Here is a 21,826-nt window from a genome sequence, read left to right on the forward strand (position 1 = left end):
AGACGAAGCGGAACACGGACTCCGCTGCGTCAGCGGTCACGCCTGAGGGTTAGGCCAGTTCGGCACGCAGCTAGCGAACGACGCGCAGGAAGCCGAGGCTATGCATCACGGTCATCGGACGGCCTCCTGAGTTCGTGGATGACACATATTCTCGACACCGACAGTCGCATGAGGCAAGCTCAATTTTCTCTGGATCATCTCAAATTTTGCTCATTATGCTCGAACTACGCCACCTCAAGACCCTGCACGCCCTGCGCGAAACCGACAGCCTGGTGGAGGCTGCCGAACGCCTGCACCTGACCCAGTCTGCGCTGTCACATCAGTTCAAGGAGCTTGAAGAGCGTTTGGGCCTGCAACTGTTCGCGCGCAAGACCAAGCCGGTGCGTTTCACCAGCGCCGGCCTGCGCCTGTTGCAGCTGGCCGACCATCTGCTGCCACAGCTGCGCACCGCGGAACGCGACCTGGCGCGTTTGATCAGCGGCGCCGCTGGCAGGCTGCACTTGGCCATCGAGTGCCACAGCTGCTTCCAGTGGCTGATGCCGACCATCGACCAATTCCGCAACGCCTGGCCCGAGGTGGAGCTGGACATGGCCTCGGGGTTCTCCTTCGCCCCGTTGCCGGCGCTAGCGCGCGGTGACCTCGATCTGGTGGTGACCTCCGACCCCGTGCAGATGAACGGCATTTCCTACGTGCCGCTGTTTGGCTATGAAGCGTTGCTGGCCGTCGACAATCACCATGCTTTGCGCGGAAAAGCCTCTATCGAACCCACCGACCTGCTCGGGCAGACGCTGATCACTTACCCGGTCGAGCGCGACCGCCTGGACATCTTCACCCGCTTCCTCGAACCGGCCGACGTCGAGCCGGCGCAGGTGCGTACCTCGGAGCTGACGATGATGATGATGCAGCTGGTGGCCAGCGGTCGCGGTGTATGCTGCCTGCCCAACTGGGCGCTGCACGAGTACAGCTCACGTGGCTACGTGACTGCCAAGCGCCTGGGCGAGAAGGGCCTGCACTGCACGCTGTACGCCGCAATCCGTAGCGACATGCTGGAAGTGCCGTACGTCAGTGACTTCCTGTTAACGGCAAAGGATATTTCGTTTGCCACCCTGGAAGGTGTCAACGCTGTAGCCGGACTCGCCGTCTGACGCTCCCCCTGGCTATCAGCATCAAGGCCCGCTTTTGTCTTTCTCGAACTTTACCGCTTTTCAAACATGCCTTCAGATCATGAACATACTGGAGGTGGGCCTTGGTACGACCCGTCATCAGTCGCCATGCCCCTGCAATGCGCTTCGGCCTGGTACTGAAGAGAAATGAGCATGTTGAGGCAGGCGCTGCAGGAACAACGCTTCGTGTGCGTCGTTGAGTTCATCCCGAAGCCTTCCGCCGAACGCTTCGCCTCCTTCGAGAGGCTGATGCAACGCTCACAGTTGTGCGGCTGGCCAATGATCGCGGCAATAGCCGACCGGGTCAGCAGCAATTTCGATCCCGCGCCATCGGACGCATTCTCACAGCTGGCGCGCCCGTTGCCGACGCTGCTCCACTTTTCCGGCAAGGATCGTGAGCGTCACGACCTCCTCGCGCAATTGGAGCGGATGGACGCCCTGGGTCTGGATCAACTCCTGCTCCTCAGTGGTGATCGTCTGCCCGGCCACGAGCCCGGCCAGAAATCGGTCCGCTATCTGGAATCAGTACCAGCGCTGCAGATCGTCCGGAGTGCCAGGCCGGCCTGGCTGCTCGGTGCTGCCCTTAATCCGTTCAAGTACCACGAGGAGGAAGGCGGCGCGCAGTACTTCAAGGCTGAGAAGAAGCTTGCGGCAGGTGCAGACTTCCTCACCCTGCAATTGGGGTTTGATGCGCAGAAACATCTGGAGGCCCACCAGTGGGTGCAGCAGCAAGCGTCTCCTGTTCCGCTGCTGGCCTGCGTCATGCAGCTGACCCTCAGCCGTGCCGCCATCCTGGAGCATGTTCCCGGCTTAGTGATTTCCCCCTTGATGCGCGACCTACTGGCCGCAGAAGAAGCCATCTCCAGTGCATACGCTCGGGAGCGCAGCCTTACACGCCTTGGTCTGCAGATCATTGGTCTGCGCTTGATGGGGTACGCCGGCATCCACCTGTCAGGCATCCACGACCCAGAGCAGCTGCACGCCCTGGAGCAAGTCATCGAAGCCCGAATGGCAGACATTCAGACGCTGGAGCAATGGTCTGTTGCCTGGGAAGCCAGTTGGCAGCTATCCGGTCAACCAGTTGTGACATTCCAGCCGCCCCATGCCGATTGGCAGTTGGGCATGTCTCACGTCAGTGCCACTAGAAAGGAACAGCTCCGCTACCACGTGCTGTCGGGCCTGCATTCCCTACTGTTCAGCCATACCAACTCGCTGAGCAGAGGGTTCGGCTGGATACTCAAGCGCCCCCTCTGGCACACGCCGCCTGGCAGACGCTGGCTTCATCAGCTGGAGCGCAGCCTGAAAAGGCCGGTCGTAGGCTGTGATACCTGCGGCAACTGCCGCCTTGAAGACACCTTGTACATTTGCCCGGAAACCTGCCCCAAGGGACTTGCGAACGGCCCCTGCGGAGGAACCCGGCTCAATCGTTGCGAGTTCGGCGATAGAGAGTGCATTCACAGCATCAAGTACCGAACGGCAAAGGCAATCGGCCAGACACGCGTGCTGACCGATCGCCTGATCCCATGCGTGGACGCCGACTCCCGATATCAAAGCTCTTGGCCTCGTTGGTTTGAGCCCCCTTCAGAAGGGGCTCAAAGCGAAAAGAGCAGCTCAAACGATGCACCGGAAGAAGCCTAGGAGAGGCTGAATAACCACGGTTTTCGGCGTCTTGTCGATGGGCTCAGGGATCGACCTGCCCCATCAGCTCCGCCACCGACTCCGGACGGTTTGCATAGCGCTGCGCCAGCACTGCACAAACCATCAGTTGGATCTGGTGGAACAGCATCAGCGGCAGGATCAGCATGCCGATTCCCGCGCCGGCGAACAGCACCTGGGCCATGGGCACGCCGGTTGCCAGGCTCTTCTTAGAGCCACAGAAGAGGATGGTGATGCGATCTTCCTGATTGAAGCCCAAGCGCTTGCCCAGCTGCGAGGTGCACAGCAGCACCAGCGCCAGCAGCACGCAGCAGACCAGCAGAAGGCCGCCCAAGGCCTGCAGCGGCACCTGGTGCCAGAGCCCCTCGACCACCGCCTCGCTGAATGCGCCATAGACCACCAGCAGGATCGAGCCCTGGTCGACGAACTTCAGCCAGTTCTTGTTGCGCGTCACCCAGCCGCCAATCCAGCGGCGGGCGATCTGCCCGGCAATGAATGGCAGCAGCAACTGCAGCGTGATCTTGCCGATCGCATCCAAGGTCGAGCCGCCGTCGCCTTGCGTGCCCAGCAGCAGCGCCACCAGCAACGGGGTGAGGAAGATGCCGAACAGGCTGGACGCCGCCGCGCTGCAGATCGCAGCCGGAATATTGCCGCGCGCCAGCGAGGTGAAGGCGATGGCCGACTGCACTGTGGCCGGCAGCGCGCAGAGGTACAGCACGCCAAGGTACAGCTCCGGGGTCACCAGGGGCGCCAGCAGCGGCTTGAGCGCCAGGCCGAGCAGGGGGAACAGCACGAAGGTGCAGGCGAAGATCAGCAGATGCAGACGCCAGTGCAGCGCACCGGCAATCACGGACTCGCGTGACAGCTTGGCGCCATGCAGGAAAAACAGCAGGGCGATGCCCAGGTTGGTGACCCAGGAAAACACCACCGCCGCCTGGCCGCTGACCGGCAACAGGCTGGCGCAGATGACCACGGCGAGCAGGCTCTGCGTGAACCGATCGGGGAGTAGGCTGGACAGGGACATGAATGGTTCTCGTGCTTGTAGGACAGTGGGCGCGACACTATCGTGTTGCGCCATTACCGACTAACGCCAAAGAGCCAGACAATGCCGTCTAACGGACAGCAGAAACCCTTCCGCCGCAGCATCCCCGGGCTAAAGAGCCTACCCAGGCCGCTCTATGGACGCTTCGAGTCGCTGCCCAATCGCGCCCTCACCCATCGTCACAGCCACCCCTGGGTGCAGCTGTCCTATGCCATCGCCGGGGTGCTGGAAATCCATACCGATGCCGGCCGTTTCGTTGCGCCGCCGCAGCGCGCCGTATGGATTCCCGCTGGCCTGCCGCACCGGGTGTTCAGCTCGCCGCACACCGAAATGCGCAGCCTGTACGTGGATTGCAGCGTGGCCACCCGGCCAGCCGACGGCTGTCAGGTGCTGCAGGTCAGCCCGCTGCTACGCGAGTTGATCAACGCGTTTAGCAACCTACCGGTGGCATACGATCAACAGGGCGAGCACGGTCGTCTGGCCCAGGTGCTGCTCGACCAGCTCAATGAGGCGCCGCCCGTTGACCTGATGCTGCCACTGCCCAAGGACTCTCGCCTGCGCGCTCTGTGCCGGCGCTTGCAGGCGCAGCTGGACGGCCAGGTCACCCTGGCGCAATGGAGCCAGCGTCTGGGCGTATCTGAAAAAACTCTCAGTCGCCTGTTCCTGCGTGACACCGGACTGACCTTTCGTGCCTGGCGCCAGCGTCTGCGCTTATTCGGCGCGCTGACACCATTGGAGCAGGGCCAGCGGGTGACCGATGTGGCCCTGAGCTGCGGCTACGACTCAACCTCGGCCTTCATCGCTGCCTTTCGCCAGCAGTTCGGTTGTACTCCGGGTGAGTTTTTCCGCGGCGGCTGAGCTACAGGACTGGCATCAGGTACAGCCCACATTTCAGCACCATCCCAGGCCAGCAGGTTGCATCCCAGTCTTGCCTTGCTGCCTGGAGCAATGTCCGCTTCTGGCCGGAAGCGGACGGTACAAAACTGGACCTGGGTTCATCTTGACCGGACGCACCAATGTCTGTAACGCCTTCATTTGAGGTTTAGGGTCCGATCCTCGCCTAGCCATGGCGCAGTTCGATTAGAACTGCGCCACATACGCAGCCCCAAATGGCGCAGTTCATTAAACTGCGCCAAGTCATCAACGCTCGCGAACGCTGCGATGCTGCTGGCTCGAAATCAAAAAACAACAGCTACTCAAACAGTCGACTCCACTCTCGGCTCACCAGTGATCGACAGATAACTGGTGAACCTCCGAAGCACCGATGCGAGACCGTCTTCAGTTGTGTCTCTGCCACGTATGAAATCTCTTCTCCGTCCTGATTGAGAAGGACGCCTCCAGCACCTTTTAGCAATGCGTGTCCTGCTACCACATCATGTGCGGAAACCTGAACAAGTGACACACCAGCAACCCCATCACCTGCAGCTACACGAGCTAACCGGTAGGCAATGCTTGGCATCGCGACAAATCTACCCGGAGCACACAATTCAGAATTTAGCTCTGGCTTCATCCTGGCAGCAGTACTGACCATTACTTGACTGTCTGAACTCCACTCCTGCTTTGACAGATGCGCGTCAACCGGTTCGCCATTACGCAGCACCGATGGCATGCCTTTAGCCCAGGCGATGCAGTCAGCAGGGCACCCTTCCAGCACAGGCGCATACACCACACCGAGAACAGGCTGAGCATTTTCAAGTAGTCCTACCGAAATGGCAGAGCCCTTGAACCCCTTCAAAAAGTCAGCAGTCCCATCGTTAGGATCGACTACCCAGCAGAACGGGGCACCGGTCAGCGAATGTCCTGTTTCCTCGCCCCAGAAATCCCCATCCAATAGGTCCAGCAGGCAAGGCCGCAATAGAGCCTCGATTTCTACATCAACATCCGCTTTATCACCTGCACCGCGAGGGCCCTCAGGACGCTGCCACTCTGCGACTAGAAGCTCGCCAGCCCTAGTGACCGCCTGGATGACCCCGGAGAGCACCGATGAATAATCCATTTGCTTTCTCCAGCGCTCATCCAGCCTTAAGAACCAGCATGCAGCCGCTCAACGCGGAGTCTTCGGCACAATGCCGACCTGCATGCCAAAGGGATTAAACACACTGTTCAACGTCTGAACCGTCGGGTTGCTCTCATCCAGTTCAAGCTGTCGCAAGGCACGCAAGGACAGCTTGCACATCTGTGCAAATCTGGCCTGCTGCAAGCCAGTCACCTCCTTCCGAAGACGCCGTACAGCTCCTCCGATTGTGATCTCGCCGCTAGCCAACTGCTGCTGCAGCTCATTCAAAATGCGATTGCGCTCAAGAATGTCCATTAGACCAACCCCCACTGGTTCAGCCGCTGCCGGAGATTTCTCAGGGCTATACGAGGGTGACTCATAGTCGAATCGGGAAGCCCTTCTGCACTCAGCAAGTCAGGTAACGCAAGGAACTCCTGAGCTGCCAACCGCAGCCGTTGGAACAGGTCATCAGCATCAACCCACTCTGAGACCTCATCACAGGCAGCTCTCCAGTTGACCTCACCTGCCAGCTCGATGTGCTTTGGCCACTTCGTCGTACGCGTTACACCTTCCTCGTCCATGACCATGGGTGCCAGGTCGTAGATTGGCGCTAAGCGAACCCCTTGCTCGCAACGAAGAATCGCGGTGTTGCGTCCGTGGTTGTCCGAATTGCCGAGTATCTGATTCAGCAGATCACGTCGCATGTATTCAAATATCAGGTCGCCGACCTGCTGTTCCTGCCCAACAGCTCGCCACAGTTCGACCAGCTTCTCTAGTACCTGCGTATGCAGCATATAGCTACCCGCCTCGGTTACACCGCATAGCGAGTACATGGACTCAACAGCAGTTCGGCTAACCCCTGCCGGGCCAACCTCCCGATCAAAGCGATGCATCCAGAGACTGGGCTTATTGCCCTCCTCCAATGCCAGCCCTTCAGCTGCAACCGTATCTATTCCGAGCTGCTGGACAGCGCGATAGAAGCAGTACTCGCTGCGCAGAATATCCTGATCGGTCTGACTGGCTTTATTACGCGCAAACTTAACAAACCAATGCTGAGCAGCATCTGCATCTGGCAGCACGGCATCTGGATGCAAGGCGCCCTGCCGATCTTCTGTCAGCAATAGCTTGGGGGCCTCACCACCAGCCCCTGTCGCCCCACCAATAGCTGCGCCCTGTTCATATGCGTACTCTAGGAACCGCACGTCCCGACTAATAACCTCATCGCGCGTGAAGCCGAGCACTGGACTGCCCGCAATCGCCTCCACAGACTCCTTGATGCGCAGATTGCCAATTGGCGCCGGCGTGCAACGCCCAAGGAGGTAGAGGTCAAGATTGAGCCCCTCGGGCCGCTCGCCTCCCAAACGCTTCAGTAGAAAGCGTCTTGCCGCACCAGACGGCAGAATGTCCAAGAGAAATGCAGGCGCTTTCTTGTCTCGCCAAGAGTCCCAACCGAGGGGATAAGCTGCACTGACAGCCACATTCAGCCGATTGCCGACAAACTCCAAGGAGTCAACCAAGTAGCCCTGCTGGTACCCATAAGCGCAAACGCCCTCCAGCCCCTCCTCGGGCTGCTCGAAACAGATCGCCATGGCATCACGCCACTGGCCATCCGTATAAACCTGCAATGTAAGATTATGCATACCAGCCACCGGCAACTTAATGCCTAAACCTTAGACAAACGGCCACATAAAGGCAATTTAATGCCTAATTTACCGCATATGAGGCCGAGAAACAGGCATTAAAATGCCCAATACACAGAGACTAGTTACAGATCCAAAAGTAAATTCTCGGGTTCAAATCCCAACTGCGAGTTGAACCTGGCACCTGCATACGTCTAGCTACCGCCCTGCGCGAGAGTTTTTGACTGCACTCTTGTGCGCTCAAGCAACCCGCCTATCTGACTTCAGAGTGAAATCTGCCAAACCTTTAGAAAAGGACTACGTCCTATTCGATGGAGCCGGCCCCCAGCTGAGACAACACGCCGATGGAAACGGCTGTTCCGCAGCCTGAACGACGAGCTGCATGACAGCCAGAGAGGTGCAGCGGGACATCAGCAGTTACTTGACGCATCGGTATAACTGGTTGAGGCCTCATCAGGCCAATGCTGGACTGCCGCCCGCTGTAGCCGAAGAAGAACTCAACCCACTGTCCGGGATGGCTTGACCACTACACCTGGCACAGGCTCGGCGACCGCTACCTGAACAGCGTCTCCTTCACCGCCAGTCCGTCTGGTAGGCCGCCAAGCAAGACAGCCCGCCGAAAACCCGGATAATGGCGGCCATTTTGTTTTGCTTGCCGGTGCCATTCCATGGAAATCAAGGTCAACTTTCTCGACAACCTTCGCCTGGAGGCCAAGTTCGACGACTTCACGGTGATCGCCGATCAGCCGATTCGCTACAAGGGCGACGGTTCGGCGCCGGGGCCGTTCGACTATTTCCTCGCGTCCTCGGCGCTGTGCGCGGCGTACTTCGTCAAGCTGTACTGCCAGACGCGCGACATTCCCACCGAGAACATCCGCCTGTCGCAGAACAACATCGTCGACCCGGAAAACCGCTACGCGCAGATCTTCAAGATCCAGGTCGAACTGCCGGCGGACATTTCCGAGAAAGACCGCCAAGGCATCCTGCGCTCCATCGACCGCTGCACGGTGAAGAAGGTGGTGCAGCAGGGTCCCGAGTTCATCATCGAGGAAGTCGACAACCTCGACGCCGATGCCCAGGCGCTGCTGATGCCGGTGAGCGACACCACCACCTACATTCCGGGCAAGGACCTGCCGCTGGAGCAGACCATCGCCAACATGTCGGGCATCCTCGCGGATCTCGGGATGAAGATCGAGATCGCTTCCTGGCGCAACATCGTTCCCAACGTCTGGTCGCTGCATATTCGCGACGCGCAGTCGAACCTGTGCTTCACCAACGGCAAGGGTGCGACCAAGGAAAGCGCCCTGGCCTCGGCGCTGGGCGAGTTCATCGAGCGGCTGAACTGCAACTTCTTCTACAACGATCAGTTCTGGGGCGAGGACATCGCGAGCGCCGAGTTCGTCCATTACCCTAACGAGCGCTGGTTCAAGCCGGGCCCGAAGGACGCGCTGCCCGAGGAAATCCTCGACGAGCACTGCCGGGCCATCTTCGATCCGGACGGCGAGCTGCGCGGCTCGCACCTGTACGACACCAACTCGGGCAACACCCTGCGCGGCATCTGTTCGCTGCCCTTCGTGCGCCAGAGCGATGGCGAAACGGTGTATTTCCCGTCCAACCTGATCGAGAACCTGTACCTGTCCAACGGCATGAGCGCCGGTAATACTCTGGCCGAGGCGCAGGTGCAATGCCTGTCGGAAATCTTCGAGCGGGCGGTCAAGCGCGAGATTCTGGAGAACGAGCTGTGCCTGCCGGATGTGCCGCAGGACGTGCTGGCCAAGTACCCGACCATCGTCGCCGGCATCCAGGGTCTGGAGGAGCAAGGCTTTCCGGTACTGGTCAAGGATGCCTCGCTGGGCGGTGAATTCCCAGTGATGTGCGTGACCCTGATGAACCCGCGCACCGGCGGCGTGTTCGCCTCCTTCGGCGCGCACCCGAGCCTGGAAGTGGCGCTGGAGCGCAGCCTCACCGAACTGCTGCAGGGGCGCAGCTTCGAAGGCCTCAACGATCTGCCGCAGCCGACCTTCGACAGCCTGGCGCTGACCGAGCCGAACAACTTCGTCGAGCACTTCATCGACTCCAGCGGCGTGGTGTCGTGGCGCTTCTTCGGCGCCACGCCAGACTTCGAATTCGTCGAGTGGGATTTCTCCGGTGAAGGCAGCGATTCCAACGAGCAGGAAGCCGCGACCCTGTTCGGCATCCTCGAGAACATGGGCAAGGAGGTCTACGTGGCCACCTATGACGACCTCGGTGCCAACGCCTGCCGCATCCTGGTGCCGGGCTACTCGGAGATCTATCCGGTCGAGGACCTGATCTGGGACAACACCAACAAGGCCCTGCTGTTCCGCAAGGACATCCTCAACCTGCACGCCCTGAGCGACCGCGAGCTCAAGTCGCTGCTACGCAACCTGAACAACAGCGAAGTCGACGACTACACCGACATCACCACACTGATCGGTGTCGAGTTCGACGACAACACCGTGTGGGGCCAGCTGACCATTCTCGAGCTGAAGCTGCTGATCAACCTGGCGCTGAAGAAATACGACGACGCCAAGGAGCTGGTGGAGATGTTCCTGCAGTACAACGACAACACCGTCGAGCGCGGGCTGTTCTACCAGGCGGTCAACGCCGTGCTGGAAATCCAGCTGGATGACGACCTTGAGCTGGCCGACTACGAGCACAACCTGCGGCGCATGTTCGGCAACGAGCGCATGGATGCGGTGATCGGCTCGGTAGACGCCAGCGTACGCTTCCATGGTCTGACCCCGACCAGCATGAAGCTCGAAGGCCTGGACAAGCACCTGCGCCTGATCGACAGCTACAAGAAACTGCACGCCGCTCGCGCCAAAGCGGCCGGGCTGGCGGGCTGAGCATGCACGCCGACGTCGCGGCCTTGATGCTGGCGGCCGGCTACAGCCGCCGCTTCGGCAGCGACAAACGGCGTCTGCAATTGTCCGACGGACGCTCGCTGCTCAGCGCCAGCCTGGCCCTGCCCTGCGCCCTGCTGCACGAAGTGTGGCTGGTGCTGCGCCCGAACGACGATGCCGCCGAACTGGCGTTGCCCGAGGGCATCAGGCTGGTGCAGCATCCAGCAACGGCGCAGGGCATGGGCCACAGCCTAGCCGCCGGCATCACGCGCTTGCAGGCCGAATCCTCGGCGCAGGCCGTGGCGATCTTTCTCGCCGACATGCCGCATATTCGCCGCGAAAGCCTCGAAGCCCTGCTGGCTTGCGCCAACGCGGGCAACATCGTCCAGCCGAGCTATCAGGGCAAACGCGGCCATCCGGTACTCTTCGGCCGCGACTTCTGGCCCCAGCTCTCCCGCTTGAGCGGCGATGCCGGCGCCCGCACCCTGCTGCAGGAAAATACCCAGGCCGTGCAACTCGTCGAGCTGGATGATCCCGGCGTGCTGCAGGACATCGACAGCGCCGCAGACGGCCAACGCCTGCAACAAGGCTGAGATGCCCTTACGCCTGCGCAGGCCTTTCCTCTAGACTGCGTCCAGTTCTTCCCAGCCGAGCCCCGCCATGCCCTCCCGAGACAGCTCCCAGATGCCCGAAAGTTCGCTGGAGCGCCGCATCAAAGCGCGTTACGAGGCGATGTCCGCCGTCGAGCAGAAACTCTCGGACGTGATTCTCGCCTCGCCTGGGCAACTGGCGATGCAAACGGCCACCGAACTGGCCGGCAACGCCGGGGTGTCGAAGGCCACTGCCACGCGCTTCTTCCGCTCACTGGGCTACGACTCCTACGAACAAGCGCGACGCGAGGCGCGCGCCGCACGCAGCGCCGGCTCACCGCTGTACATGCAGGACCGGGGCAAGGAAGACGCCAACACCAGCGACCTGATCAAGCATCACCTGGATCAGGAAATCGCCAACATCTACCAGACCTACCAGTCGCTGGACCGCAATGAACTGCTGACCATCGTCCAGGCCGTCGCCAACGCGCGCCGCGTAGTGATCATCGGCTTTCGTCACAGCCAGACCATCGCCCACATGTTTCGCAGCAACCTGATTCAGGTGCGCGCAGACATTCTCCTGCTGCCCTCTGCCGGCGACAGCCTGGCCGAGTACATGGCCGACCTCGGCCCGCAGGACCTGGCCATCTGCATCGGCCTGCGCCGGCGCATGCCGCAACTGGAGGCGGCCATGGCAGCGCTGCACGAGATGGCAGTGCCCATGCTTTACCTGGCCGACGTGCTGGCCGGCCACCCGGCACGCCTGGCTAGCTGGATCATCCGCTGCCAAACCGAGAGCAGCCTGATGTTCGACAGCAACGTCAGTGTCTCGGCCATCACCAACCTGCTCTGCTCACTGGTCGGCAAAGAGCTGAGCGAGCGCAAGTCGTCCTACCTGCAGCGTGTCGAACTACTGCACCAGCAACTCGACGAGCTGGAAAAGTCGCCCTGACGCACCAACAAGTTTCACCCTGCACCATTAACGCGCAGCCAGGTAAATCATTTCGCCTCGCTGTGAAATATTTTTTTCATGAAATAAATCCACGAAACCACTGTTTCAGAGCCTTTGCGCTCGCGCCTCACCTTCCACTCCGGGCGCTGGCATAAGTTCTGCTATGACTCCATGGCCACCACACCGCACCTGGAGTTCCCATGCATACCTTCACCTCCCGCGTTGCCACGACCCTGGCGGCCCTGACCCTCGGTCTGGGTATCGCCTGCTCTGCCGCTGCCGACAGCCTGGACGACATCAAGGCCAAAGGCACGCTGACTGTCGCCATCGACCCGACCTTCGCGCCTTACGAGTACACCGATGCCGACGGCAACATCATCGGTTACACCCCGGAAATCATGAAGCGTGTCGCCGAGCGACTGGGCGTCACCCTGCAGTACCAGAAGATGTCCTTCGGCGGCATCATCCCCTCGCTGATCGCCGGCTCGGTCGACGCTGAAGGCTCTTCGCTCAACGTCACCGCCGAGCGCGCCGAGAAAGTCCTGTTCACCGTGCCCTTCGGCAAGAGCGTGAACGCCGTGCTGATGCGCGCAGACGACGAGCGCATCGGTGAAGGCGCTCTGACCCTGGAAGCACTCTCCGGCCTCACCGCCGCTGTCAAAACCACCACCGCACCTGAGCAACTGCTCAAGCAGTTCAACCAGGACCTGCAGGCGCAGGGTCTGGCACCGATCAAACTGGTCAGCGTCGACAGCGTCGATCAGACCCTGGCGACCCTGATGACGCGCCGCGCAGACTTCGTGTTCGACGACATCACCGTGCTCGGCGGCCTGTCCCAGCGCCTGCCGGGCAAACTCAAGCAGGTTGGCGAGCTGGGTGACAGCCAGTGGATCAGTTGGGCCACGCGCAAGGAAGACCAGCGCCTGAACCAGGTGATCAACGACGAAATCACCGCACTGAAGCAGTCCGGCGAACTGACCAAGCTGCAACAAGAGCACCTCGGCGTGACCTTCGAGCTGCCTTCCGAAAACTTCATTCCGAGCAAATGAGTCATCCCATGTCCTGCGATCATCACGTACACGTGCCAGCCGGCCACGGCCAGACCTTCGAGGTCCGGGCCGGGCAATACCTCACCGTCATCGACAGCAATGGCCAGCAGGCTGCGGACTTCGTCGCCGTCGTGCTTGGCGATACCGCGCAACACCTGTCGCCGGTACACACCCGCCGTCACCTGAACTCACTGTTCTTCCAGGTTGGCGATCATCTTTACTCCAACACCGACGAACCGCTGCTCACGGTGCTCAGCGACAGCTGTGGCGTACACGATGCCAACGTCCCGGCCTGCGACTCGACGCGTTTCAGCATCGACTTCGGCGTGGATGACCACCGCAACTGCCTGGACAACCTGCACGAGGGGCTCAGCGCCTACGGCGTGCTGGCCGTCAACGTGCCCGAGCCGTTCAACCTGTTCCAGAACGGCCCGGTTACCGCCGACGGCCGTATGCAGGTCACCGACCCGACCAGCAAGCCGGGCGATCGCGTGGTGTTCAAGGTGCTCAAGGATCTGGTGTGCGCCGTTTCGTCCTGCCCTCAGGACATCATTCCCGGCAATGGCCTGCTGGTTACCCCGATCGACATCCGCATCAGTGACGATGCGCCGGAACTCGTCTGAGGAGCACCACCATGCTGTTGATGAAAAACCCCGCCACTGACCGTGCGCCACTGCCTGCCGTACGTGTCGAAGTCGCCGCCGGCAGCGCCGGTTCCATTGCCCTCAAACGCGGCCAGTTGCTGCGCATCGAAGCGCTCGAGGACGGCGCCGTCGCCAGCCTGTTCGGCTTCAGCGAGAACGACCCGATGGTGCACCTGTCGGTGCACCACACCCGCGTGTTCAGCAACTCCTACGTACTCGGCTCGGGCATGCGCCTGGTCAACAACCGTCGCCGCCCGGTGATGGTGCTGGGCAAGGACAGCGTCGGCCGCCATGACCTGCTGCTGCCCGCCTCGACCAGCGCCTACCTGCGCAGCAAGGGCTACGACGGCATGGGCTGCGTGGAAGCCGTGCAGGCCGAACTGGATCGACTGGGCCGCCAGCAGCCGAAGCTGCCCGACCCGATCAACCTGTTCATGCACGTTTCGCTGGAGCGTGACGGCACCATCATCCCGCAGAGCAACACGGTCAAAGCCGGCGACAAGGTGACCTGCCGTGTGGTGCAGGACATGCTGTTCATCGTCTCGACCTGCTGCACCGGCGTGGAAGGCAACGACAAGCCGGGGGCCGTCGCCCTGTCGGCCGCCGAAAACCTCAGCGACTTTGCGGGGTAAATCGTGCTGGCGCAGATCCTCGAATCCATTCCCCAGCTGGCAGAGGGTCTGCTGGTCACCCTGGAGCTGACGCTAGCCGCGGCGATCGTCAGCTTCTGCGGCGGCCATCTGATCTGGTGGTTGCGCGAGCGCGAGTCGGCGCCGGTGCGTGCCATCGGCCGGCTGTACGTCAGCCTGATGCGCGGCACACCGTCGATCGTGCAACTGTTCCTGGTGTTCTTCTCGTTGCCGCTGATCGGCCTGGGCGGGCAACCGCTGCTGGCGGCGATCATCGCCATCGGCCTGAACAGCGCCGCCTACACGGCAGAAATTCTCCGTGCCAACTACCGCACCCTGCCCAATGGCCAAGTGGAAGCGGCACAGGCGCTGGGCATGTCACGCTTCGAATGCTGGCGCCACATCCTCGCGCCACAGGCGCTACGCCGCAGCATGCCGGCCCTGGTCAACGAGTTCACCCTGATTCTGAAAACCACACCGCTGGCCTCGGTGGTCGCCGTTACGGAGCTGACCTATGCCGGGCAACTGATCGTCGCCCGCACCTACGAAGCCACTCCGGTGATGATCGTTGTGGTCGCCGGCTATCTGCTGATCTGCTGGCCCATTCTGCTTTTGGTTCGTCGTCTCGAATCACGTCTTGATCGCGGGAGGAACGCCTGATGGATATCGCCGTCATCGTCACCTACGCACCAATGCTGCTGCAGGGCCTGCTGCATAGCCTGTGGCTGTTCCTGCTGACATCCCTCACCGCGCTGGCCTGGGCCTCGCTGCTGACCTGGACCAGCATGTGCAGCCCGCAGGCAGCAATGCGCGCGTTGGTCGCCGGCTACACCCGGCTGATTCTCGGCCTGCCGCTGCTGGTGCTGATCTACGTGCTGTTCTTCATCCTGCCGGAGTACGGCATCACCCTGTCATCGCCGATGGTCGGGGTCACCGCCCTGACGCTGTACTACGGCCCGTACCTGACGCAGGTGCTGCGCGGCGCCTTCGAGTCGATCCCCAGCGGGCAATTCGAAGCGTGCAGTGCGCTGGGCATTTCACGCTGGCAAACCTTCCGCCACGTGGCTCTGAAACAGGCGCTGCCGGTGGCCTTGCCGCCAGTTACCGGGCTGTTGATCGGCCTGCTGAAAGACACCGCCCTGCTCTCCATCGTCTCGGTGGAAGAGTTCATGTTCAGCGCCAAACAGGCCATTTCGCAAAGTTACGCCCCACTGGAAATCTACCTGGCCGTGGCCCTGTGCTACTGGCTGGTCTCCCTGCTGATCGACAGTGCCAGCAGCGCGCTGGAGCGCCGCCTGTCTCGCCATCGCCAGCCCCAATCCGCTTAGAGGAACCACCGATGTCCGTCACTTCCATCGTCATCCCCGCCGGTCACGGCAAGGCCGTGCGCCTGCGCGCTCAGCAATGCGTACAAGTGGTCAATACCCACGGCACCCAGGTCGTCGACTGCTGGGCATGGAGCGCCTATGACCTCGACGAGTACATGTGCATGGAGGCGACCCGCGTCTACAACCAGCACCTTAACCCACTGCTCGGCGACAGCTTCGTGACCAACGAGCGCCGCCCGATCCTGACCGTGGTGGAAGACACCTCGCCCGGCGTACACGACACCTTCATGGCCGCCTGCGACCGTCGCCGTTACGAGCTGCTCGGCTGCACCCACTACCACCGCAACTGCGCCGACAACATGTTCGAAGGCATGCTGGAACTGGGTGCCACGCCGTCGCGACGCAACCTGGCCTCGTTCAACATTTTCATGAACATCCGTGTGCAGGCCGACAACATCCAACTCGACACCCTGCCGACCGTCACCCGCCCCGGCGACTACATCACCCTGCGCGCCGAAATGGACTGTTTCGTCGCCTTCTCGGCCTGTCCGCAGGACATCGTCAGCATCCAGGGTCAGGGCGACAACACACCGAAGGACGCTGAACTGCGCATCATCGACGAGCCATTCGCGCACATCCCGGTACGCGGTCCATGGGTGCCGGAGCACCTGCAACAACGCTGAGCGCCGTAGGGCGGATGCAGCCTCCAGCACCTGACTGACGACTTGCGCCCGCCCAACCCGCTAACCGCGCCCGGCCTGGCTCATCAGGGTTTCGCTGAGGGCCTGCGCCGCACTGGACAGCTGATGTCCGGCCAGATGCAGCAGGCCGATGCGTCGTGAAACCTGCGGTTCGCTGAGCGGCAGGCAACGCGCGCCCAGCCCTTCCATCTGCTGCCGGCACAATTGCGGCACCGCACTGACGCCCAGGCCTTCGGCGACCATGCGTCCGACCGTCACCAGTTGATGACTCTCGAACGCCACCGGCAGCTTGCCGTGGCTGGCGGTCACGCTGTCTTCCAGCAGCAGGCGCACCGCCGAGGGCCGCTGCAGGGTGATGAAGGGTTGCGCCAGCAGTTGCGCCCAGGTCAGCGCCGACTGCCCGGCCAGCTCACTGCCAGCCGGCACCACGGCGACGAAGCGGTCCTCATACAACGCGGTGAACTGCAGGCCATCGAGGCTCAAAGGCTCGAAGGCGATACCCAGCTCGACCCGACCATCGCGCACCATCTCCATCACCTGTTCGTTGATCACGTCATGCACCGCCACGTTGACCCGCGGATAAGCATCGCGAAAGGCGCGCAGCGCCGCCGGCAGGCGGTTGCCGGCGAACGACGGCATGGCCGCTACCGCCACTTTGCCCATCTGCAGGGTGAAGTGCTGACGCAGCAGATCCTCGGCGTTGTCCCAGTCGGCCAGCAGACGCACGGCGATCGGCAGCAGGGTTTCGCCTTCCGGGGTCAGCGCCACGCTGCGAGTGGTGCGCACCAGCAACTGCCCACCGAGAGACTGCTCCAGATTCTTTATCGCCAGGCTCAGAGCCGGCTGCGACAGATGCAGGCGTTCGCAGGCCTGGGCGAAGCTCAGGCTCTGCGCCACAGCGAGGAAGGCGCGTAGCTGCTTGACGGTCATTAATTTATTTACCTGATCAATCGAGAGGAAAAACAAACTTAACAAATAAGCCTGCAGCGCTGAAGCTTGGCCACACCTTGGCAGTGCGCCACAACAACAAGAGGCAGCCTCGAATGAGCGGACTCGACAAACGCGTCGGCAGCTATGAAGAAGCCCTGTACGGCCTGCAGGACGGCATGACCGTACTGGCCGGCGGTTTCGGCCTGTGCGGCATCCCCGAGAACCTGATCGCAGAGATCCGCCGCCGTGGCGTGCGCGATCTGACCGTGGTCTCCAACAACTGCGGCGTCGACGGTTTCGGTCTCGGCGTGCTGCTGGAAGACCGGCAGATCCGCAAGATGATCGCCTCCTATGTCGGCGAAAACGCCCTGTTCGAGCAGCAACTGCTCAGCGGCGAGCTGGAGGTCGAACTCACCCCGCAAGGCACCCTGGCCGAGAAGCTGCGCGCTGGCGGTGCCGGCATCCCCGCTTTCTTCACCGCCACCGGCTACGGCACCCCTGTCGCCGAAGGCAAGGAGGCGCGCGAGATCAACGGCCGTCACTACATCCTCGAGCCCGCCATCACCGGCGACTTCGCCATCGTCAAAGGCTGGAAGGCCGACCACTTCGGCAACGTGGTCTACCGCCACACCGCGCAGAACTTCAACCCGGTGGTCGCCACCGCCGGGCGCATCACCGTGGTCGAGGTCGAAGAGATCGTCGAACCGGGTGAACTCGACCCGACGCAGATCCACACGCCCGGCATCTATGTCGACCGGCTGATCTGCGGCAGCTTCGAGAAACGCATCGAAAAACGCACCCTGCGCAGCTAGCAGGTTGTTGAAAACGTTAACGAGGCAGCCGAGACAAGGCAAAAACAGGCGAAAAAGTGGAGTTTACGAGCTGTAAATGAGCATTTTGAGCCTGTTTTTAACGCCGTATCGGCAACGCAGGTAGTTTTCAGCAGCCTGCTAAGAGGACAAAGACCATGGCACTAACCCGTGAACAAATGGCCCAGCGCGTGGCCCGCGAGCTGCAGGACGGCTTCTACGTCAACCTCGGCATCGGCATTCCCACCCTGGTGGCCAACTACGTGCCCGAAGGCATGCAGGTGATGCTGCAGTCGGAGAACGGCCTGCTCGGCATGGGCGCCTTCCCTACCGAGGAGGAGGTGGACGCCGACATGATCAACGCCGGCAAGCAGACCGTCACCGCGGTCAAGGGCGCGGCGATCTTCGACTCCTCGCAGTCCTTCGCCATGATCCGTGGCGGCCATGTCGACCTGACCGTGCTCGGCGCGTTCGAGGTGGACGTGCGCGGCAACATCGCCTCGTGGATGATCCCCGGCAAGCTGGTCAAGGGCATGGGCGGCGCCATGGACCTGGTGGCCGGTGCCGAGAACATCATCGTCACCATGACCCACGCCTCCAAGGACGGCGAGTCCAAGCTGCTGGAGCATTGCAGCCTGCCACTGACCGGCTGTGGCTGCATTCGCAAGGTGCTGACCGATCTGGCCTATCTGGAGATCGAGAACAACGCCTTCATCCTGCGCGAACGTGCGCCAGGTGTGAGCGTCGAGGAAATCGTCGCCAAGACCGCCGGCAGGCTGATCGTGCCCGAGCATGTGCCGGAGATGCAGTTCTAGGTTGTCTACCGCCCCGGAGCACGCCACCACGTATGGTGTATCTCCGGGGTGTTTTTTATTTGTCCCTGTAGGAGCGGATTCATCCGCGAAGCTCTTGCTCTGCCACGCCAAGAGGATCAATCCCATGCAAGACGTCGTCATCGTTGCCGCCACCCGCACCGCCATCGGCAGCTTCCAGGGCAGCCTGGCCGATATTCCCGCCCCCGAGCTCGGCGCCATCGTCATCAGGCGCCTGCTGGAGCAGACCGGCCTCGATGCCGCGCAGGTCGATGAAGTCATCCTCGGCCAGGTGCTCACCGCAGGCTCCGGTCAGAACCCGGCGCGCCAGGCCGCCATCCGCGCCGGCCTGCCGCATGCCGTACCGGCCATGACCCTGAACAAGGTCTGCGGCTCGGGGCTGAAAGCCCTGCACCTGGCGGCCCAGGCCATCCGCTGCGGCGATGCCGAGGTGATCATCGCCGGCGGCATGGAGAACATGAGCCAGTCCCCTTACGTGCTGCCCAAGGCCCGCACCGGCCTGCGCATGGGTCATGCGCAGATGCTCGACAGCATGATCGTCGACGGCCTGTGGGATGCCTTCAACGACTATCACATGGGCATCACCGCCGAGAACCTGGTGGAGAAGTACGGCATCAGCCGCGAAGCCCAGGACGCCTTCGCCGCCGAATCGCAGCGCAAGGCCGTGGCCGCCATCGAGGCCGGCCGTTTCGATGCAGAGATCACCCCGGTGCTGATCCCGCAGCGCAAGGGCGACCCCATCGCCTTCGCCCGTGACGAGCAGCCGCGTGCCGGCACCAGCGCCGAATCTCTGGCCAAGCTGAAACCAGCCTTCAGGAAGGACGGCAGCGTCACCGCCGGCAACGCCTCCAGCCTCAACGACGGCGCCGCCGCCGTGCTGCTGATGAGTGCGGCCAAGGCTCAAGCGCTGGGCCTGCCGGTGCTGGCCAGGATCGCCGGCTACGCCAATGCCGGCGTCGACCCGGCGATCATGGGCATCGGCCCGGTCTCGGCCACCCGTCGCTGCCTGGACAAGGCCGGCTGGAGCCTGGCCGACCTGGACCTGATCGAAGCCAACGAGGCCTTCGCCGCCCAGGCGCTTTCGGTCGGCCAGGAGCTGGGCTGGGACACCGACAAGGTCAACGTCAACGGCGGTGCCATCGCCCTGGGCCACCCCATCGGTGCCTCGGGCTGTCGTGTGCTTGTCACCCTGCTGCACGAGATGATCCGCCGCGACGCAAAGAAAGGCCTGGCCACGCTGTGCATCGGTGGCGGCCAGGGTGTGGCGCTGGCCATCGAGCGCACCTGAGCAACTGAAACACCGTAGCCCGGCTGTCATCCGGGCTACGCCAGTCAGCCCGGATGACAGCCGGGCTTTATCATGTCCCCTGCAACTCGAAGGCGTAGCCAACCTCCAATACCTGGTTAAAGCCCTTACACAACCATAAGAAAGAGGCATCACCCCATGTTCAACACCCTCACTCGCATGAGCGTGAGCCTGGTACAGAAGTACCTGCCCTCACCGTTCGTTTTCTCTGCGCTCCTGACCTTGGGCGTTCTGCTCGCCGGTATCCTCTCCACCGGCCAGTCATTGCCAGCCATGGTGCAGCACTGGAGCGGCGGCTTCTGGACGCTGCTCGGCTTCGCCATGCAGATGGCACTGATCTTCGTCACCGGTCACGCCCTGGCCAGCGCGCCGATCATCAACCGTCACCTCGACCGTCTGGCCGGCATGGCGCGCACACCGGGCCAGGCGATCATCATGGTCACCCTGGTGGCGCTGGTCGGCTGCTGGGTCAACTGGGGCTTTGGCCTGGTCATCGGCGCCGTGTTCGCGCGCGCCCTGGCGCGCAAGGTCGATGGTGTCGACTACCCGCTGCTGGTGGCCTCGGCCTACTCGGGTTTCCTGGTCTGGCATGGCGGACTGGCCGGCTCCATCCCGTTGTCCATGGCCACTGGCGGGCCGGACCTGGCGCGTATTACCGCTGGTGTGCTGAGCGACCCGGTGAGCATCACCGAAACCCTGTTCAGCCCGCTGAACCTGACCATCGTGGCCCTGCTGTTCATCGGCCTGCCACTGCTCAACCGCGCCATGCACCCGCGCCAGGGCGCCAAGGTGGCCGACCCGGCCAAGCTGGTGGAAGCGCGCGCCGAACTGCCGGCCCGCGAAACCCCGGCGCAGCGCCTGGACGACAGCCGTATTCTCGGCCTCGCCCTGGTGGCCATGGCCGGTATCTACCTGTTCAACCACTTCGCCAGCAAGGGCTTCGTCCTCGGCCTGGATGTGGTCATCGCCATCTTCCTGTTCAGCGGCCTGCTGATGCACGGCACCCCGGAGCGCTACATGCGCGCAGTGGACGAGAGCGTGCGCGGCATCGGCGGCATCGTCCTGCTGTTTCCCTTCTACGCCGGGATCATGGGCATGATGATGGGCGCCAATGCCGAGGGCATCTCCCTCGGGCGGCAGATCACCGAAGCATTCATTTCCTGGTCGTCGGCCGACACCTTCCCGCTGCTGGCCTTCCTCAGCGCCGGCGTGGTCAACGTGTTCGTACCCTCCGGTGGCGGCCAGTGGGCCGTGCAAGGCCCGATCATGCTGCCGGCTGCGCAGGCACTGGGCGTCTCGCCAACCGTCACCGCCATGGCGATTGCCTGGGGTGACGCCTGGACCAACATGATCCAGCCGTTCTGGGCGCTGCCACTGCTCGGCATCGTCGGCCTCGGCGCCCGCGACATCATGGGCTACTGCCTGATCATGCTGCTGTACTCGGGCGTGGTGATCAGCGGTGCGTTCTACTTCCTCGGCTGACCAGGCAGCTAGGCCTTGCAGGGTGGGCTGGGCGGCGATCCGCTTCAGCCCACGCTGACCAACCCAGGTGGGCTAAAGCCCACCCCACTGGCTGAACGTTCACTTTTTTTACCCTCTCGCGATCAACTCCCTGTGAAGCCTCGCGAGCTAGAGCGATGCAAGGCAGAAGGAGGCGAGCAACGGTCGGAGTCGCGGGCGACTGTACTCTTGTA

21 protein-coding genes and 1 pseudogene are annotated in these 21,826 nt (G+C 62.3%); 17 read left to right on the top strand and 5 right to left on the bottom strand.

Annotated features, from left to right (window positions below; all coding sequences use genetic code 11):
• Window positions 1-215: 215 nt before the first annotated feature.
• Complete coding sequence (metR, locus tag OEG79_RS15805) at window positions 216-1,145, top strand: transcriptional regulator MetR (protein WP_264145912.1); 930 nt, start codon at window positions 216-218, stop codon at window positions 1,143-1,145.
• 165 nt (window positions 1,146-1,310) lie between these two features.
• A complete protein-coding gene (locus tag OEG79_RS15810) occupies window positions 1,311-2,801 on the top strand; it encodes a methylenetetrahydrofolate reductase C-terminal domain-containing protein (RefSeq protein ID WP_264145913.1) in 1,491 nt (496 codons plus the stop codon).
• Window positions 2,802-2,844: 43 nt separating this feature from the next.
• On the opposite strand, the gene OEG79_RS15815 is transcribed toward OEG79_RS15810, so the two are convergent.
• Window positions 2,845-3,843, bottom strand: a complete 999-nt coding sequence (locus OEG79_RS15815) for a bile acid:sodium symporter family protein (RefSeq protein ID WP_264145914.1) — start codon at window positions 3,841-3,843, stop codon at window positions 2,845-2,847.
• Window positions 3,844-3,924: 81 nt separating this feature from the next.
• On the opposite strand from OEG79_RS15815, the gene OEG79_RS15820 reads away from it, so the two are divergent.
• Window positions 3,925-4,719: an AraC family transcriptional regulator gene (locus tag OEG79_RS15820; protein ID WP_264145915.1), complete on the top strand. Its 795-nt coding sequence runs from the start codon at window positions 3,925-3,927 to the stop codon at window positions 4,717-4,719.
• 334 nt (window positions 4,720-5,053) lie between these two features.
• On the opposite strand, the gene OEG79_RS15825 is transcribed toward OEG79_RS15820, so the two are convergent.
• From OEG79_RS15825 to OEG79_RS15835, 3 genes are read right to left on the bottom strand one after another with little or no spacing between them, the layout of a single operon-like run.
• Window positions 5,054-5,857 (bottom strand): inositol monophosphatase family protein, encoded by an 804-nt coding sequence (locus OEG79_RS15825; protein ID WP_126571865.1) that lies wholly within the window; start codon window positions 5,855-5,857, stop codon window positions 5,054-5,056.
• Window positions 5,858-5,905: 48 nt separating this feature from the next.
• Window positions 5,906-6,172: a helix-turn-helix domain-containing protein gene (locus tag OEG79_RS15830; protein WP_003459718.1), complete on the bottom strand. Its 267-nt coding sequence runs from the start codon at window positions 6,170-6,172 to the stop codon at window positions 5,906-5,908.
• Window positions 6,172-7,497, bottom strand: a complete 1,326-nt coding sequence (locus OEG79_RS15835; protein ID WP_264145916.1) for a type II toxin-antitoxin system HipA family toxin — start codon at window positions 7,495-7,497, stop codon at window positions 6,172-6,174. The genes OEG79_RS15830 and OEG79_RS15835 overlap by 1 nt, the downstream gene beginning before the upstream one ends.
• Window positions 7,498-7,867: 370 nt before the next feature.
• Here OEG79_RS15835 and OEG79_RS15840 point away from each other — a divergent pair.
• From OEG79_RS15840 to OEG79_RS15885, 10 genes and pseudogenes are all read left to right on the top strand, one after another.
• A pseudogene (locus OEG79_RS15840) lies at window positions 7,868-8,020 on the top strand (IS3 family transposase); the annotation flags it as partial.
• A 145-nt stretch (window positions 8,021-8,165) separates the two neighbouring features.
• On the top strand, window positions 8,166-10,364 hold the full coding sequence (locus tag OEG79_RS15845; protein WP_264145917.1) for an OsmC domain/YcaO domain-containing protein: 2,199 nt from the start codon (window positions 8,166-8,168) through the stop codon (window positions 10,362-10,364).
• A 2-nt stretch (window positions 10,365-10,366) separates the two neighbouring features.
• Entirely contained in the window at window positions 10,367-10,954 is a 588-nt protein-coding gene (locus OEG79_RS15850; RefSeq protein WP_264145918.1) for an NTP transferase domain-containing protein, read from the top strand.
• Between the two features lie 91 nt (window positions 10,955-11,045).
• Window positions 11,046-11,903 carry a MurR/RpiR family transcriptional regulator gene (locus OEG79_RS15855; protein ID WP_264145919.1) on the top strand — a complete coding sequence of 286 codons (858 nt, stop codon included), beginning with the start codon at window positions 11,046-11,048 and terminating at the stop codon, window positions 11,901-11,903.
• A 200-nt stretch (window positions 11,904-12,103) separates the two neighbouring features.
• Entirely contained in the window at window positions 12,104-12,952 is an 849-nt protein-coding gene (locus OEG79_RS15860; protein ID WP_264145920.1) for a transporter substrate-binding domain-containing protein, read from the top strand.
• Between the two features lie 8 nt (window positions 12,953-12,960).
• Window positions 12,961-13,575 carry an urea carboxylase-associated family protein gene (locus OEG79_RS15865; protein WP_264145921.1) on the top strand — a complete coding sequence of 205 codons (615 nt, stop codon included), beginning with the start codon at window positions 12,961-12,963 and terminating at the stop codon, window positions 13,573-13,575.
• Between the two features lie 11 nt (window positions 13,576-13,586).
• Window positions 13,587-14,228: an urea carboxylase-associated family protein gene (locus OEG79_RS15870; protein ID WP_264145922.1), complete on the top strand. Its 642-nt coding sequence runs from the start codon at window positions 13,587-13,589 to the stop codon at window positions 14,226-14,228.
• Between the two features lie 3 nt (window positions 14,229-14,231).
• Window positions 14,232-14,885, top strand: coding sequence for an amino acid ABC transporter permease (locus OEG79_RS15875; RefSeq protein ID WP_264145923.1), 654 nt, complete (start codon window positions 14,232-14,234; stop codon window positions 14,883-14,885).
• The gene (locus tag OEG79_RS15880) at window positions 14,885-15,553 is read left to right on the top strand and encodes an amino acid ABC transporter permease (RefSeq protein WP_264145924.1); all 669 of its coding nucleotides are present in this window, start codon (window positions 14,885-14,887) and stop codon (window positions 15,551-15,553) included. The genes OEG79_RS15875 and OEG79_RS15880 overlap by 1 nt, the downstream gene beginning before the upstream one ends.
• 11 nt (window positions 15,554-15,564) lie before the next feature.
• Window positions 15,565-16,236, top strand: coding sequence for an urea carboxylase-associated family protein (locus tag OEG79_RS15885; RefSeq protein WP_264145925.1), 672 nt, complete (start codon window positions 15,565-15,567; stop codon window positions 16,234-16,236).
• 60 nt (window positions 16,237-16,296) lie between these two features.
• On the opposite strand, the gene OEG79_RS15890 is transcribed toward OEG79_RS15885, so the two are convergent.
• A complete protein-coding gene (locus OEG79_RS15890; RefSeq protein ID WP_264145926.1) occupies window positions 16,297-17,184 on the bottom strand; it encodes a LysR family transcriptional regulator in 888 nt (295 codons plus the stop codon).
• A gap of 113 nt (window positions 17,185-17,297) precedes the next feature.
• On the opposite strand from OEG79_RS15890, the gene OEG79_RS15895 reads away from it, so the two are divergent.
• The 4 genes from OEG79_RS15895 (at window position 17,298) to OEG79_RS15910 (ending at window position 21,614) form a co-directional block, all read left to right on the top strand.
• Entirely contained in the window at window positions 17,298-17,996 is a 699-nt protein-coding gene (locus OEG79_RS15895; RefSeq protein ID WP_264145927.1) for a CoA transferase subunit A, read from the top strand.
• Between the two features lie 155 nt (window positions 17,997-18,151).
• Window positions 18,152-18,808: a CoA transferase subunit B gene (locus OEG79_RS15900; RefSeq protein ID WP_264145928.1), complete on the top strand. Its 657-nt coding sequence runs from the start codon at window positions 18,152-18,154 to the stop codon at window positions 18,806-18,808.
• A 124-nt stretch (window positions 18,809-18,932) separates the two neighbouring features.
• Window positions 18,933-20,114, top strand: coding sequence for an acetyl-CoA C-acetyltransferase (locus tag OEG79_RS15905; protein WP_264145929.1), 1,182 nt, complete (start codon window positions 18,933-18,935; stop codon window positions 20,112-20,114).
• A gap of 156 nt (window positions 20,115-20,270) precedes the next feature.
• Entirely contained in the window at window positions 20,271-21,614 is a 1,344-nt protein-coding gene (locus OEG79_RS15910) for a short-chain fatty acid transporter (protein WP_264145930.1), read from the top strand.
• Window positions 21,615-21,826 lie beyond the last annotated feature (212 nt).

It is taken from the genome of Pseudomonas sp. Z8(2022) (assembly GCF_025837155.1).
GTDB lineage: Bacteria > Pseudomonadota > Gammaproteobacteria > Pseudomonadales > Pseudomonadaceae > Aquipseudomonas.